The sequence below is a fragment of the Gilvimarinus polysaccharolyticus genome (assembly GCF_001187555.1).
GTDB lineage: Bacteria > Pseudomonadota > Gammaproteobacteria > Pseudomonadales > Cellvibrionaceae > Gilvimarinus > Gilvimarinus polysaccharolyticus.
The window spans coordinates 1,330,498-1,345,791 of the sequence record NZ_LFIJ01000002.1 but is presented as its reverse complement, the minus strand read 5'-3'; the positions used below and the strand labels follow the sequence as shown (position 1 = coordinate 1,345,791).

Here is a 15,294-nt window from a genome sequence, read left to right as displayed (position 1 = left end):
CAAACACAAAATCAACCTTGTTCAAGCAATTCCCTAAGATTAATAATCGCGGCATTAGCGCGCGAAATATACGACGCCATAACCAGCGAATGATTAGCCAGCATGCCAAAGCCACTGCCATTTAAAATCATCGGACTATAAACCGTGCTCTGCGTCGCTTCTAATTCGCGAATAATTTGCCGCAAGCTAACCAATGCATTTTTCTTAACCAAAATATCAGAGAAATCTTGCTCTACTGCTCGTAAAAAATGAATTAATGCCCAAGATGTACCACGCGCCTCATAATACACATCGTCAATCTCTAACCACGGGGTTTTAACATATTCATCGCTCGGCTTCGGGGTCGAAGCACTGGCGGCACTATCACCGGCCAAGTCGGTATTTAACCGCTGCTGACCAACACTGGCGCTTAAGCGTTGAGATAAATTCCCCAGCCGTGTTTCAACCGTTGACAACCAATAGCGAAGGTTATCGGCGCGGGCAAAAAACTGCGCGTCTTTATTAGCCGGATCAAGCAATCGATCTAAGTAGGCCTGCAAGTGCGAGATACCTTGACGATATTGTTTTTCAGTTGCGGGAAACATCCAGCTGTCGTTATTAAAGTTAAAACGCGACTCCGCCAAGGCTAAATCTTGATCCTCTAACGATTGCGATTGCGAACGACTAAATGCCTCGCGCATGGCTTTATTCATATCTCGCACTTGAATCAATACGCCGTATTCCCAGTTGGGCATATTATCTAGCCACCAGCTAGGAGGCGTGACATCGTTACTCAAGTAACCACCGGGTTTATCAAGCAACGTTTCGGCGACACTCATTAACGCGATGGTTGTCACCGCCCCCACTACCGGCGGACGTTGCATTTGTTCAAGCTTAGCCTCGGTGCGAGCACTGACGTTAAAGGTAGGCTGCATTAAGCTCCAATACCATCCCAGCGCTAAAAAAATCAACAATACCAGCACTATCGGCAATAAAAACCAGCCCCAGCGAGATGAGTCAGACTCGTCATTCGACTGAACACTCGCATCGCGGCGCGTCACTTTGTTCCACGTTTTTGCAAAACCTTCCATTCCCAATAAACCTCTATGGTCGATGCCAAATGTCAATGATGGTGCGAATGATCAACGTCATCGTAACGGCTAGTTACGGCAACTTGCACCTCTTGTGTGGCGCCATCGGCAAACTCAAAAGTGAGCGCCACAATGTCGCCACTGGTAAGTGTACGCTGCACATCAAGCAACATAATGTGGTTGCCACCGGACTCAAACACCAACGTTTGACCCGGCGCTATACTGAGCGATTCGAGCGGCCGCATACGCATCATGCCATCCACTTTAGTGTGTGAATGTAGTTGCGCTTTAGCCGCGGCACTGGTGCTAACGCCCACTAAGGTTAAAGGCGCCGCACCGGTATTGGTAAGCCGTAAAAAAACAGCGCTGTTGTGGGTGCCGGGTATCGGCAACTGCAATACTGCATCAGTTACCGATACCGTAACGACAGTAGCTGATGCTTTTTCGGGTGCTGCACCAGCGTGGGCAGGGATGGCTAAAAAGCCACATAAAATGACAAAAAAAGACATAATTCGTAACATCTGAGTCTCTCTGTTGTGGCCGCGCAATGATTAGAATTGACTGTAAACTTAGCGATTTCATTAAAACTTAGACGATTAACGTAACCCTATGGCGGCGATAAAAACTCAACCCGAGCAGGCGAGCCCACCTTAATATCACCGCGCAACAAATACCCTTTTACCGCTTCACGCATAGTTTGATACACCCAGCGTCCCTGACCATCAGTGCCGGTGACAATTAATACCATCTCGTCATTATTCCGCGCCCGCTGAGCTAATTCAGCCAACTGAACTTTGATGGTTTCGCTGCGAGCCTGTAGCGCGCCGGCATTAAGCAGTACAGCGTTATCAGCCACGACGGGCGTTTGTGGCTCGACGGTTTGTTTACGCTGCTCGGCAATCATAGCGCCTACTGCAGCGTTATCGGGCAGCACCGTTGCCGCCCGATCAAGGTAGCCGTGCGCCTCTTGGTAACGGCTGCGCTGCGCCGCATCACGAGCCATATCTAAATAGCGCAACACAATCGCTTGCAAACCAAGCTCGGCGGCTTGGTTGTGCTTATCCAGCTGTAGCACACTCGCATAGCGGTCATAGGCATTGTCATAAGCGGGCATCAATAACCGATCTCGGGCCAATGCTCGTTCAGCGCGCGACAACAACCGCGCAATCATACGTGCACGCTGTTGCTCGGGGCTTATTTTGGGCGTTACCGCTTTCGGCTCATCCGGTTGTCTTGGCAGGTTGTGCGTCGTAGTTGAGCACCCTACCATCACCAACAAGGCACACATTACTGCCAAGCCACTACTACACTTCATTACCGTTGGATCTCCGCTGCCGCACCTAAAAAATTTACATCTCTAAACTGTATCACACCGAAGCGCAGTGTAGCGGCTCATCCCCCGGGCGGCAACGCGTCGGAACTGGCCAGCACAGCTGCGGTCAGATGTTTATTGCCACGGCCGGCTTCAAGATGTTTGTAAAACATCGCTACCAGCGCGAGAATAGCCAAATAACTTAGCTGACCCACCCATATGAGCATCTACAACGTAATGATCACCACCCTAAAGCGCCGCCAACTTTTAACAACCATCCGCCAGCTATTATTGCTACTAATGCTATCTCTCTCGGCACTTACTTACGGCAGCAATGCCATTGAATTGGTGCCGCCCAAATCGGCCAACCCCGCTGCGGGTATGTCTTTGGCTGGACCGCAAGCTAGTGCCGAGCCCGAGTTTTTACCCGTCACCGAAGCTTACATGCTTAGTGCTTGGGTACGCGATGGCGCGCTGATTTTGCACTGGGATATTGAGCCCGGCTACTACCTATATCAAGAACGCTTTGAACTCACCACGGACGACGGCGCAGTACTAACCCCCGAGTTTTCACCTAGCGTCGAGCAATATGACGAATACTTTGACAAAAACATGGCGCTGCACTTTAGCTCGGCAACACTTACCCTTGCCTTGAGCGCAGACTTACCGCCATTTAACCTAAAGGTGCAATCGCAAGGCTGCGCCGCAGCAGGCTTATGCTACCCACCTTACGACGACTACTTACGCATTAACCCCAGCGCTAGCAGCGCCGACCGTATTGATGTCGATAGCTTTAAAAGCAACGCAACCTCTCCCGCCAACGCCTTAGCAAGTAACGGTGGCGCCCACAGCGCCATGGGGCTGTGGGCGATCTTGGCTCTGGCCCTGGCTGGCGGCGTTATTCTTAATCTTATGCCCTGCGTTTTCCCAGTACTGTCTATTAAAGTATTAAGTCTAACTAACACTGGCGAGCAACACGCGCACCACCATGGCTGGGCTTACACTTTAGGCATTCTGGTCAGCTTTATCGGCTTTGCCACGCTGCTATTGATAGCTCGTGCCAGTGGTGAAGCCGCCGGCTGGGGGTTTCAACTGCAATCGCCTCTGGTCATCGCCGCGCTGATTTATTTGTTTGTGCTAATGGGGCTGGTGTTGTCTGGGCTGGTCGACCTGGGCAGCAGCCTGATGGGGGCGGGCCAACGATTAACCCAAAGCCGCGGCTTAACCGGCTCATTTTTTACTGGGGTATTAGCTGCCGTGGTCGCCAGCCCCTGTACCGCACCGTTCATGGGGGTAGCTCTTGGTTACGCCCTGACTCAGCCGGCCGCCACAGCACTGCTAGTCTTTATTGCCTTAGGTTTTGGTATGGCACTGCCGCTATTATTACTGTGCTACATCCCTGCGCTAATTCGGCATCTGCCTGCGCCAGGACCTTGGATGGACACTTTAAAGCAGCTGCTTGCGTTTCCGATTTATCTCACGGCGTTATGGCTACTATGGGTGCTGGGCCACCAAGCCGGTAGCGATGCTATTGTTACATTGCTGCTTGGCGCTTTACTGTTTGGTTTTGCCCTGTGGTTGCGCCAGCATAAACCGGCGGGTACAGTGGCGCGCACTGCCATCAACATTGTGGCGACGATCGCCGTCGTGCTAGCCTTGGCACTGCCCTTTAGCGTCGTTAAATCTAATGCTAACCGCAATACCAACACCGACCACTGGCAAGCTTATAGCGCTGCAACACTGACGCAGTTGCGCGCCGATGGTCGCGGCGTATTTATCAACTTAACCGCCGACTGGTGCGTAACCTGCCTAACCAATGAAGCAGTCGTACTAAGCACCAACGAGATAGAGCAAGCCTTTAAAACCTATAATATCGCCACTCTAAAAGGCGATTGGACCAATGGTGATCCAGCAATTACCGAACTGTTACAGCAATATCAACGCAGCGGCGTACCACTCTACCTTTGGTTTGCACCAAACAACACAGACCGCGCCGTTATCTTGCCGCAACTATTACGCAAAAAACACTTGCTGGACGAATTTAAGCGTGCCTACCCAGACAAAACCTAACGTTAATAACTGTTGACCTCACGTTTGAAGATTTTAGGCGACTTTCTGCAACTTAACGTCAAGTGGTGCACAACCCGCCGCCAAATGCTCTCATCTTGCATAAAGCGGCCACAACCACTTACAAACTTATAGTTAGCTGTAGACAAAAACCTACTAACGGTGGCAAACGTGTCGACATTTTTCGGGAATTAGAGAAAAATACCGACACAATATGGACACATCCGCTTTTTTGCGGCAAACTCGCGCCTTATACGCAACTGGAGCAACGACTCCGGTCAATCAACCGCACAGACCGTGAAGGATTTCCCATGGCGAGCATACTGGTGTTACACGGCCCCAATTTAAACCTTTTGGGTACTCGTGAGCCGGGCGTCTACGGGGCCGACACACTCAGTGATATCAATTGCCGCTTAAGCGATCTCTGTCAGCAGCAAGGCCATCACCTGCTAAGCTTGCAAAGCAATGCGGAGTACGAACTGATTGATCGTATTCATGAGGCGCGTTCAGAAGGGGTCGATTTTATTATCTTCAACCCCGCCGCTTTTACCCACACCAGTGTCGCCTTGCGCGACGCACTATTAGCCGTGGGCATTCCATTTATAGAGGTGCATATCTCTAACGTTTACAAACGTGAAGAGTTTCGCCACCGCTCGTATTTTTCTGATATTGCCGAGGGCGTAATTTGCGGCCTTGGCGCACTGGGCTATGAGTTAGCGCTATCTGCCGCGCTGGCTCATAACTCTCGTAACGCTATTGTTTAAATTGAATCCCGTACATTAAGAGAGGGCTACATGGATATTCGTAAAATTAAAAAACTGATCGAGCTGCTAGAAGAATCTGACATCGGCGAACTGGAAATTAAAGAAGGTGAAGAGTCTGTGCGCATTAGCCGCAACTCTACCCACGCCGCGGTTGCTCAGCAACAAATGTACGCACCTGCGCCCGCGCCTGTTGCCCCAGCACCCGTAGCCCCGGCTGCAGCGCCCGCCGCCGCTGCCGAGCCCGAAACCCCTTCTGGCCACTTGCTGAAATCGCCCATGGTAGGCACATTTTACCGCTCGCCTAGCCCCAGCTCACCCGCGTTTGCTGAAGTAGGCCAACACGTTAAAGTCGGCGACGTTATTTGTATCGTCGAAGCCATGAAGATGATGAATCAAATCGAAGCCGACAAAGCCGGTGTGATCGAAGCTATTCTTGTGGATGACGGCGAACCCGTCGAATTTGACCAACCCTTGGTAACCATCGTTTAAGTATACGACAGGTAAACACAGCTGCGAGACGCAGCTGTAAAGCGCGGCTGCGAACACGATAATGCCGATAAAATCCGAGGAGTTGGTGTATGTTTAAGAAAATTTTGATTGCGAACCGCGGTGAAATAGCCCTGCGGATTTTGCGCGCCTGTAAAGAGATGGGCATTAAGACCGTGGCGGTACATTCGCAGGTCGATCGCGACTTAAAACACGTACGTCTGGCCGATGAGTCCGTCTGCATCGGACCCAACCCATCACCACAAAGCTACCTAAACATCCCCGCTATTATTAGCGCGATGGAGGTAACCGACTCAATAGCGGTTCACCCAGGTTACGGTTTTTTAGCCGAGAACGCCGACTTTGCCGAGCAAGTGCAAAAAAGTGGTTTTGTGTTTATTGGCCCTGATCCAGATGTTATCCGCACCATGGGCGACAAGGTGGCCGCTATTGCCGCCATGAAAAGAGCTGGCGTACCCACTGTACCCGGCTCAGACGGCCCACTGCCCACCGATGATCGCGACAAGTGCCAAGCAATTGCCAAGCGCATCGGCTACCCCATTATCATTAAAGCTGCCGCCGGTGGCGGCGGTCGTGGTATGCGAGTGGTACATACCGAAGCCTCATTAATGAGCTCGATTCATGTTACCCAAAGCGAAGCCAAGGGTGCTTTTGGTGATGACACGGTTTACATGGAGAAATTCCTGCAGAATCCACGTCACGTCGAGATTCAGATATTATCCGACGGCCAAGGCAACGCCATTCACTTGGGCGACCGCGACTGCTCTTTGCAGCGTCGCCACCAAAAAGTACTAGAAGAAGCTCCGGCACCCGGCATTCCCGACGACATTCGCGAATCAACTGCAGCGGCCTGCGTTAAAGCATGTATTGATATCGGCTATAAAGGTGCCGGCACCTTTGAGTTTTTGTACGAAGACGGCGGCTTTTATTTTATCGAGATGAACACCCGCGTACAGGTCGAACACCCAGTTACCGAGATGGTTACGGGTATCGATATTATTCGCGAGCAAATCCGAGTCTGTGCTGGCGAGAAACTCTCAATCAAACAAGAAGACGTTGTTATTCGCGGTCACGCCTTTGAGTGTCGTGTAAACGCCGAAGACCCAATAACCTTTATGCCCTGCCCCGGCACCATTAATAACTTCCATGCTCCGGGAGGCTTTGGCGTTCGGGTCGACTCTCATCTATACAGTGGCTACACAGTACCACCGAACTATGATTCGATGATTGCTAAAATCATCACTCATGGTGAAGACCGTACGATCGCCCTAAATCGCATGCGCAACGCGCTGGATGAAACCGTTATTGACGGTATTCGCACCAACATTCCGCTGCAACAGCGTTTAGTACGTGATCCGGCCTTCCGCGAAGGTGGCGTTAACATTCATTACCTCGAGAAAAAACTCGAAGGTTAAACCCGCAGGGTCCGGTATTCGCCGGACCTTTAGCTTTCGGATTCCCATGCCCTGGCTTCAAATAAAACTTAATACCGTACGTGATCACGCCGCTAAACTCGAAGACGCGCTACTCGATGCTGGCGCTGTTTCCGTGACGCTGCAAGACAATGCCGACCAACCGATTTTAGAGCCGGGACTCGGCGAAACACCGCTGTGGGATCAAGTGTGTATTACCGGGCTATTCGACGCTGACATCAATACCGGCGCCAGCAGCGACTTGATCGCGGCACGCTACGGTCAAGAATTGCCAGAACACCAATGGGAGCAGTTAGAAGACAAGGACTGGGAGCGGGAGTGGATGAGCAACTACCACCCCATTTGCTGTGGTGAACGCCTGTGGATTTGCCCCAGCTGGATCGAGCCACCGGCGCCCGACAAAATTAATATTTTGCTCGACCCAGGCTTAGCGTTTGGCACCGGCACCCACCCCACTACTTTTTTATGCATGCAGTGGCTGGACGGCCAAGTGCTGGACGATTTAACACTAGTCGATTACGGTTGTGGCTCTGGCATTTTAGGTATCGCAGCACTTAAACTCGGCGCCCGCAAAGTCATCGGGGTCGACATCGATCCACAAGCGCTGCTCGCCACCTGCGACAACGCTCAACGCAACCAATTAGCCGCTGACGCCATGCCGGTTTTTTTGCCACCAAAGGCACCCAGCGAGTCAGTTGATATAGTGCTGGCCAACATCTTGGCTGGACCACTGGCCGAGCTCGCACCACAACTATCAGCCCTGACCCGCCGCGGCGGCAAGATTTGCCTCTCCGGTATTTTAGCGACTCAAGCCGATGCCGTTATGGCCGCCTACAGCGATGACTTTACGTTTGATCCGGTCGCTCAAAAAGACGAGTGGGTTCGCATTACTGGCACAAAAATACGCTAAACTACGGCGCATTTACCCGCGCACACTTTACGACTAAACTGCCTCTAAAGTGTGCACTCGGGAAGGCCCTCCTGCGACAGCAAGGAAAACACGTTTGCTATGACCCAATTGGTTACCCGCTGCCCTCAGTGCAGCACGTCGTTTAGGATTACGCCCGCGCAAATTCAAAAAGCTCGTGGCGCGGTGCGCTGTGGCTCTTGTTTACATATTTTTAATGCCGAACAAAACCTTATTGAGGGGCGCAACCCAAAACCTGCAGCTCCGCGCGTAAAAACCACAAAACGTGCACCACAAACGCCAGCACCCACTCAAACTCAACTGCCTATTACTAGCGAGCCGGACGCAGCAGTTCCATCTACAGCGCCATCGGCTGCAATCAGCCCGACACCTAAGCAAGCGAGCATAAAGCCCCAGGCCCAAACGCGCCCAGCGGTTACTCCAGCCGCAGCCAAGCCAGACAACCTTAATAAGAGCGACAATATTCGACCAGCAGCTACCGTCGCACAAACTGCACCAACTAAGGCTGCAATTAACACCCCTAAGCCAGAAAATCGTCGTGTAAGTGCGCCCAAATCTGACTCGAACTCAGCACCCAAACCTGTCAGCAACGCTAGCAAAATCATAGAAAACCCCAAGCCGGTCGAGCCAAGTGCCACCGCCGATGGATTACTGAAGTTCGACCAGTCACAAATAGACCTTGAAAGCGAACTGCACGATGATGTGCTGATCAGTGACGACATGGACAATCCGGCACCGAAGGCGGCTGACCCAGATTTATACATAGCGCCTCGCGACAGCGGCCACTCTTTGTTTGAGCGCAAGCTTGAGCCACAGACCGAAGAGTTTGTCGATGCCAGCGATGAATCTTGGGCCGATGAGCTGTTGGACAATGAGCCAACACCCCAAACACAAACCGCTAGCGACTTCGACAACCCGCTCAGCATCACCCGCGACGGCCCATCGACCGCAAGTGAAATAGACAATTTCACTGAGACTGGCGAACAGACTAACGATTTTAGTGCCAACTTAACCGAAGACATTAAACCTTCAAAGCGTGATAACCCAACACCTGCAAGCACTCAAAAGCCGGCAGCAACACCGTCCTTTGAATTGCGTGCTGATCGCTCCGACAACGATGAAGACAGCCACGCGGTCGATGATTTTCATGGACGTCTACGCGCCTACGATAGCGAGCGCAGCGCTTTAATACTGGGCATCCACCCCGAACCAGTCGAAATGGCAGCCGCCCATGAGCGCCCTTGGCACAAGCGATTGCTGTGGGGAGCGCTAAGTCTATTAGCAATCGTCGCGCTGGTGCTACAAGTTGCTTGGCTACAATTTGACCGCTACAGCCGCATTGAACCTTACCGGGGTTATTATCAAAGTGCCTGCAACCTGATTGGCTGCCAAATGCCCACGTTGCGCGACACCAGTAAAATTCGCACCTTTAACCTTGTGGTGCGCCAACACGCAGAACACAGCAATGCGTTAATGGTGGATGCCATCATTCTTAATACCGCTATGTTCGAGCAACCGTACCCAGCTTTGCAGCTAACCTTTAGCGATATCAATAACAGGCCAGTGGCATCGCGCCTGTTTACACCCAAAGAATACTTACGCGGCGAACTGACCGGCCGCACGATTATGCCGTCTAACCAGCCGGTGCATTTAAGCCTAGAGCTGGTCGACCCGGGCCCAGATGCAGTCAATTACAACTTAGTTATCCCCTAGCTCACTTAAACTGCAAGCTTAAACTGTCATATTTGCTTAAAAAAAAGCCAATCTGTGTGAAATCTGCGTTCCCAATTCGACTCCAAGAAGGTATCATAGCCAGCCTTTTTCGACCGGCCCCGCCGCTAGAAATTAACGGGTCATTTTAGATAAAACCGTCGGCAAGGTAAGTTGATAATGCTTCAGATTGGCCCCTATCAGATCGACGTGCCGGTAGTACTGGCGCCAATGGCTGGCGTTACCGATCGCCCCTTTCGCCAACTTTGTCGGCAACAGGGGGCGGGGCTTGCGATTTCAGAAATGGTGACTTGTGACGCCACACTCTGGGACAGTCGCAAGAGCCGTCAGCGTCTTGACCACCGTGGCGAAACAGGCCCAATAGCGGTGCAAATAGCCGGCTCCGATCCAGCAATGATGGCCGAGGCGGCCCGCTTCAATGTAGACAATGGCGCCCAAATTATCGACATCAATATGGGGTGTCCGGCAAAAAAAGTGTTAAAAAAAGCCGCCGGCTCTGCGTTATTACGCGATGAAGCCTTAGTGGCCAATATATTACAGGCGGTAGTATCTGCCGTAGATGCACCTGTAACATTAAAAATACGCACCGGTTGGTGCCCCGAGCAGCGCAACGCGGTTGCCATTGCCAAGCTCGCCGAAGATTGCGGCATACAAGCCTTAGCGATACATGGCCGCCCCCGCGCCTGCCGTTTTAACGGTCTGGCCGAGTACGACACCATTGCCGAGGTAGTACAAAACGTTAACATTCCGGTGCTGTGCAACGGCGATATCGACAGCGCGTCAAAAGCACATTATGTGCTGCAACAAACCGGCGCACAGGCCGTTATGATCGGGCGCGCCGCACAGGGGCGCCCTTGGATTTTTAAACAGATTGACCACTATTTACGTACTGGCCAACTGTTACCAGAACCATCTCTGAGTGAAATCAGAGATATTCTTTGTACCCACCTGGGAGAACTGAGCGAATTTTATGGACCTGTCATGGGGCCGCGCATCTCGCGTAAGCACCTCGGCTGGTACCTACAAACTCTGCCCGATAGCGGGCCGTTTCGCGCCACGTTTAACCAGTTAGAAAACGCCCAAGATCAATATGCAAGGGTTCGAGATTACTTCGAACAACTGCTAGAACAAGAGGAAAAAGCGGCATGAATTCAGTAGAAACTTTTATCACCGATGCGTCCATCGCGCCCAAAGAGACCTTGAGCACGCAAGCGCCACAACCGGCACCTGCCACTCAAGCGCAATCATTGCGAGGCAGCGTCGAACAGGCCATGGAAAATTATTTCCAACACTTAGACGGACAGCCTGTCAGTAACGTCTACGATATGGTAATGGCCGAAGTCGAAGCGCCGTTGCTTGAGGTGGTATTAAAATACACCCGCCACAATCAAACTCGAGCCGCGCAAGCACTGGGTTTAAACCGTGGCACATTACGCAAAAAACTGAAGCAATATGGCTTGTTGTAAGTAAAAGCGTAAATGCTTATAACGCCTAAGGGTGGCTGAATGCCACCTTTTCTATTTTTAAACGTTTGTTCTTATTGACTCCCGAGCTAACAAACTACTGGAAGCATCCCAATGACTACCGACCTCGCGCCCGTAAAACGCGCCCTGATCAGCGTCTCTGATAAAACAGGCATTGTAGATTTTGCCCGTGCCTTACACCAACAAGGGGTAGAAATCCTTTCGACTGGCGGCACTTACCGCCTGCTCAAAGACAGCGACATCCCCGCCATAGAAGTCTCGGACTACACCGGCTTCCCCGAGATGATGGACGGCCGCGTTAAAACGTTGCACCCTAAAGTTCACGGAGGCATTTTGGCCCGTCGCGGTCAAGATGATGCGGTAATGAACGAGCATGGTATTGGCGGCATCGACATGGTGGTGGTCAATCTTTACCCGTTTGAAAACACCGTCGCCAACCCCGACTGCAGCCTAGAGGACGCCATCGAGAATATCGATATCGGCGGCCCAACAATGGTACGCGCTGCGGCTAAAAATCACGCTTGGGTCAACATTGTGGTTAACGCCGCCGACTACGGCAAAATATTGGCCGAGATGTCAGCCAATAAAGGCGCCACTACTTACCAAACTCGTTTTGATTTAGCCATTCAAGCATACGAGCACACCGCCGCCTACGATGGCGCCATCGCCAATTACTTTGGCCGTATGGTTAAAGGTGGCAGTGAAGATTTTCCACGCACGTTTAACACCCAGTTTCATCAGGTGCAAACCCTGCGTTACGGCGAGAACTCGCATCAAAAGAGTGCCTTTTTTGTCGAGAAGAATCCTGCTGTCGGCACCATCGCAACCGCCAAACAGTTGCAAGGCAAAGAGCTGTCTTACAACAACATTGCCGATACCGATGCCGCATTAGAAACCGTAAAGCTATTTGATGCGCCTACCTGCGTTATCGTCAAGCACGCCAATCCTTGTGGCGTAGCCAGCGCCGACACATTACAGGCCGCTTACGAACGTGCTTTTGCCACCGATCCCGAGTCATCCTTTGGCGGCATTATCGCTTTCAACCGCCCACTCGATGCAGCCACCGCAAAAGTCATTGTCGATCAACAATTTGTTGAAGTGATTATTGCCCCAAGTATCGAGTCGGCTGCCGTTGAGATTGTCAGTGCCAAGAAAAATGTACGCTTATTAGAGTGTGGCCAGTGGGGCGCAAGTGCTGCCGGTTATGATTACAAGCGTGTGTCAGGCGGCTTGTTAGTACAAGATCGCGACAACGGCACCGTGGCAGAATCTGATTTAAAAGTGGTTACCAAAAAAGTACCCAGCGAAGATCAGATGCGCGATTTATTATTCACCTGGAAAGTCGCAAAAATGGTTAAATCCAACGCCATTGTTTACGGTAAAGGCGGCGCCACCGTCGGTGTGGGTGCCGGTCAAATGAGCCGCGTAAACTCGGCCCGTATCGCCGGCATTAAAGCTGAGCATGCAGGCCTTGCGGTGCCCGGCTCGGTTATGGCTTCGGATGCGTTCTTCCCGTTCCGCGACGGCATAGACAACGCCGCTGCGGCAGGTATTGCCGCTGTAATTCAGCCTGGCGGCTCTATGCGCGACGATGAAGTGATCGCCGCTGCCGACGAAGCTGGAATCGCCATGGTATTTACCGGAATGCGTCACTTTAAACACTAAGCGCGCTACGCGGTCAACTAAGCAGTATCTATATAAGGACTTAGCTGGCCGCCGCTTATGACCCTTAATTTGCCAATAGGAGCTATGGTGAATCGAGCGCTATTGTATAAGCGCCGTTATAGCCATACAAAACCATGAACATTTTAATTATTGGCGGCGGTGGCCGCGAGCATGCACTGGCCTGGAAGGCGGCGCAGAGCCAACAAGTAGAAACCGTTTACTTAGCACCCGGTAACGCCGGGACTGCGTTAGACGACAAATTAAAAAACGTCAATATTGATGTGCTCGACTTTGCTGCGCTAGCTGAATTTGCCAAGGCAGAAGAAGTTGCACTGACCATTGTCGGACCCGAAGTGCCTTTGGTTGAAGGGGTCGTGGATTACTTTAACGAGCGCAACCTCGCGTGTTTTGGCCCCACCAAGGGCGCAGCGCAACTAGAAGGCTCTAAGGCTTTTACCAAAGACTTTTTAGAGCGCCACAAAATTCCTACCGGCGCCTACCAAAACTTCACCGAAGTTGCGCCGGCACTCGCCTACCTACGCGAAAAAGGCGCGCCGATTGTCGTAAAAGCCGATGGTCTTGCCGCCGGTAAAGGTGTAATAGTCGCCGAAACACTCGAGCAAGCCGAAGATGCCGTACGCGATATGTTGTCGGGCAACGCCTTTGGCGACGCCGGGTGTCGTGTGGTGATCGAAGAGTTTCTTAACGGTGAAGAAGCCAGCTTTATCGTCATGGTAGATGGCGAAAACGTTTTACCAATGGCCACCAGTCAAGACCACAAGCGCGCGGGCAATGGCGACACCGGCCCCAACACCGGCGGCATGGGTGCTTACTCACCGGCGCCCGTGGTTACCGATGAAATTCACCAGCGCATTATGGATGAGGTGATCTACCCTACGGTTAAAGGCATGGCCGCCGAAGGCAACCGCTACACCGGCTTTTTATACGCCGGCCTGATGATCGACGCCAGCGGTACACCTAAAGTTATCGAATACAATTGCCGCTTTGGCGACCCCGAAACACAGCCCATTATGCTGCGACTGCAATCCGATATTGTTGCCCTGTGTCTGTCAGCTCTAAACGGCGAGTTAGACAAAGCCACTATCCAATGGGACCCTCGGCCAGCCGTTGGCGTAGTACTCGCCGCCGGTGGCTACCCGGCAAGTTACAACAAGGGTGATGCGATTACCGGGTTGCCCAGCACCGAAACCGCAGGTGAGAAAGTCTTTCACGCAGGAACCGCACAGCAAGGCCACGAGATCGTTACTAACGGCGGTCGTGTTCTGTGTGCAACAGCACTAGGCAATACCGTTAAAGATGCGCAGGAACGCGCCTACAAGCTCGCCCACGGTATTAAGTGGGACGGCGTCAACTACCGCAGCGATATTGCTTATCGGGCTATTGCTCGCGAGCAACAAAGCTAACCCAAGACGTTGTCACTCAACATCAAAAAAGCCCCGATTATCGGGGCTTTTTTGTGTATCTGCATAATCAAATAAACATTGTTGTTAAGACCTATCGGACCACGTTCAGAAAGGCTTATTCGTAAAGGGCTTTGTTACATCGCTGGCATTTAATCTAAGAATTTTTGCTCAAAAGTAAATTGTGAGAATGCGTAACTTTTATATCTAATAGCAACCCAGCAACAGCTTTACGCTAGTTCTTCCATTTAATATTACAACCTAAGCTCGGTCGCTGCTCGGTCGGCAATGGCTGCTGTTGCACTAATGCCTGAGCTGCCGCCAGCAAATCATGGCCATCAACTGGAGCATCGTTACCGGGCCGTGAGTCGTCTATCTGGCCGCGATAAACAAGTTTTTTATTACCATCAAACAGATAGAAATCTGGCGTACAGGCTGCGTCAAAGGCTTTTGCCACCGCTTGAGACTCATCGTACAAATACGGAAAAGGAAAGTTGTGCTGAGCCGCAAATGCCACCATTTTGTCTGGAGCATCCTCAGGGTGATTCACAATATCGTTAGAGCTAATGGCAACGCAACCAATCCCTTGCTCTCCAAGCTGACGCGCCATAGGGGCAAGAAAGTCAGCAATGTGCAAGACAAATGGGCAGTGATTACAAATAAACATCACTAACACACCATTTTCTTCTACATTCCCTGCGATATTACAAAGATCGCCGGTGCCGTCGGGCAACTCAACATCGGGTAACGTGGTTCCCAGTGGCAACATGCTGGAGTGGGTACGGGCCATACAAAACTTCCTTCTGTGTTGATATCTGCTCATTAAAACGCGTACAGCCACCAATGTAAAACCAACCCATAAAAAGGGCCTTTATAGGACCCAGACAGTGCGAACTAATCATCCAGGCACAA

General features: G+C 51.7%; 14 protein-coding genes. 10 read left to right on the top strand and 4 right to left on the bottom strand.

All coding sequences use genetic code 11. From position 1 onward, the window contains the following. Positions 1-11: 11 nt before the first annotated feature. The 3 genes from GILYN3_RS14440 to GILYN3_RS14430 form a co-directional block, all read right to left on the bottom strand. On the bottom strand, positions 12-1,070 hold the full coding sequence (locus tag GILYN3_RS14440; RefSeq protein ID WP_049723654.1) for a DUF2333 family protein: 1,059 nt from the start codon (positions 1,068-1,070) through the stop codon (positions 12-14). A gap of 32 nt (positions 1,071-1,102) precedes the next feature. Continuing rightward, positions 1,103-1,591 carry a copper chaperone PCu(A)C gene (locus GILYN3_RS14435; RefSeq protein WP_049723653.1) on the bottom strand — a complete coding sequence of 163 codons (489 nt, stop codon included), beginning with the start codon at positions 1,589-1,591 and terminating at the stop codon, positions 1,103-1,105. Between the two features lie 86 nt (positions 1,592-1,677). Then, complete coding sequence (locus GILYN3_RS14430; protein WP_049723652.1) at positions 1,678-2,385, bottom strand: hypothetical protein; 708 nt, start codon at positions 2,383-2,385, stop codon at positions 1,678-1,680. A gap of 216 nt (positions 2,386-2,601) precedes the next feature. On the opposite strand from GILYN3_RS14430, the gene GILYN3_RS14425 reads away from it, so the two are divergent. From GILYN3_RS14425 to purD, 10 genes are all read left to right on the top strand, one after another. Further along, positions 2,602-4,452: a protein-disulfide reductase DsbD family protein gene (locus GILYN3_RS14425; RefSeq protein WP_049723651.1), complete on the top strand. Its 1,851-nt coding sequence runs from the start codon at positions 2,602-2,604 to the stop codon at positions 4,450-4,452. Positions 4,453-4,760: 308 nt separating this feature from the next. Next, a complete protein-coding gene (aroQ, locus tag GILYN3_RS14420) occupies positions 4,761-5,213 on the top strand; it encodes a type II 3-dehydroquinate dehydratase (protein ID WP_049723650.1) in 453 nt (150 codons plus the stop codon). A 30-nt stretch (positions 5,214-5,243) separates the two neighbouring features. Then, on the top strand, positions 5,244-5,702 hold the full coding sequence (accB, locus tag GILYN3_RS14415; protein ID WP_049723649.1) for an acetyl-CoA carboxylase biotin carboxyl carrier protein: 459 nt from the start codon (positions 5,244-5,246) through the stop codon (positions 5,700-5,702). Positions 5,703-5,791: 89 nt separating this feature from the next. Then, positions 5,792-7,135: an acetyl-CoA carboxylase biotin carboxylase subunit gene (accC, locus tag GILYN3_RS14410; RefSeq protein ID WP_049723648.1), complete on the top strand. Its 1,344-nt coding sequence runs from the start codon at positions 5,792-5,794 to the stop codon at positions 7,133-7,135. A 46-nt stretch (positions 7,136-7,181) separates the two neighbouring features. Then, positions 7,182-8,063 (top strand): 50S ribosomal protein L11 methyltransferase, encoded by an 882-nt coding sequence (gene prmA, locus GILYN3_RS14405; RefSeq protein ID WP_049723647.1) that lies wholly within the window; start codon positions 7,182-7,184, stop codon positions 8,061-8,063. A 99-nt stretch (positions 8,064-8,162) separates the two neighbouring features. Next, complete coding sequence (locus tag GILYN3_RS14400) at positions 8,163-9,794, top strand: DUF3426 domain-containing protein (RefSeq protein ID WP_049723646.1); 1,632 nt, start codon at positions 8,163-8,165, stop codon at positions 9,792-9,794. Between the two features lie 177 nt (positions 9,795-9,971). Beyond that, positions 9,972-10,961, top strand: coding sequence for a tRNA dihydrouridine synthase DusB (gene dusB / locus GILYN3_RS14395; protein ID WP_084005463.1), 990 nt, complete (start codon positions 9,972-9,974; stop codon positions 10,959-10,961). Further along, positions 10,958-11,278, top strand: a complete 321-nt coding sequence (gene fis, locus GILYN3_RS14390) for a DNA-binding transcriptional regulator Fis (protein ID WP_049723644.1) — start codon at positions 10,958-10,960, stop codon at positions 11,276-11,278. The genes dusB and fis overlap by 4 nt, the downstream gene beginning before the upstream one ends. Positions 11,279-11,389: 111 nt before the next feature. Then, positions 11,390-12,961 (top strand): bifunctional phosphoribosylaminoimidazolecarboxamide formyltransferase/IMP cyclohydrolase, encoded by a 1,572-nt coding sequence (purH, locus tag GILYN3_RS14385; RefSeq protein WP_049723643.1) that lies wholly within the window; start codon positions 11,390-11,392, stop codon positions 12,959-12,961. Positions 12,962-13,095: 134 nt separating this feature from the next. After that, positions 13,096-14,385, top strand: coding sequence for a phosphoribosylamine--glycine ligase (purD, locus tag GILYN3_RS14380; protein ID WP_049723642.1), 1,290 nt, complete (start codon positions 13,096-13,098; stop codon positions 14,383-14,385). A gap of 232 nt (positions 14,386-14,617) precedes the next feature. Here purD and GILYN3_RS14375 read toward each other — a convergent pair whose 3' ends face one another. Next, positions 14,618-15,172, bottom strand: a complete 555-nt coding sequence (locus tag GILYN3_RS14375) for a thioredoxin family protein (RefSeq protein ID WP_049723641.1) — start codon at positions 15,170-15,172, stop codon at positions 14,618-14,620. Positions 15,173-15,294 lie beyond the last annotated feature (122 nt).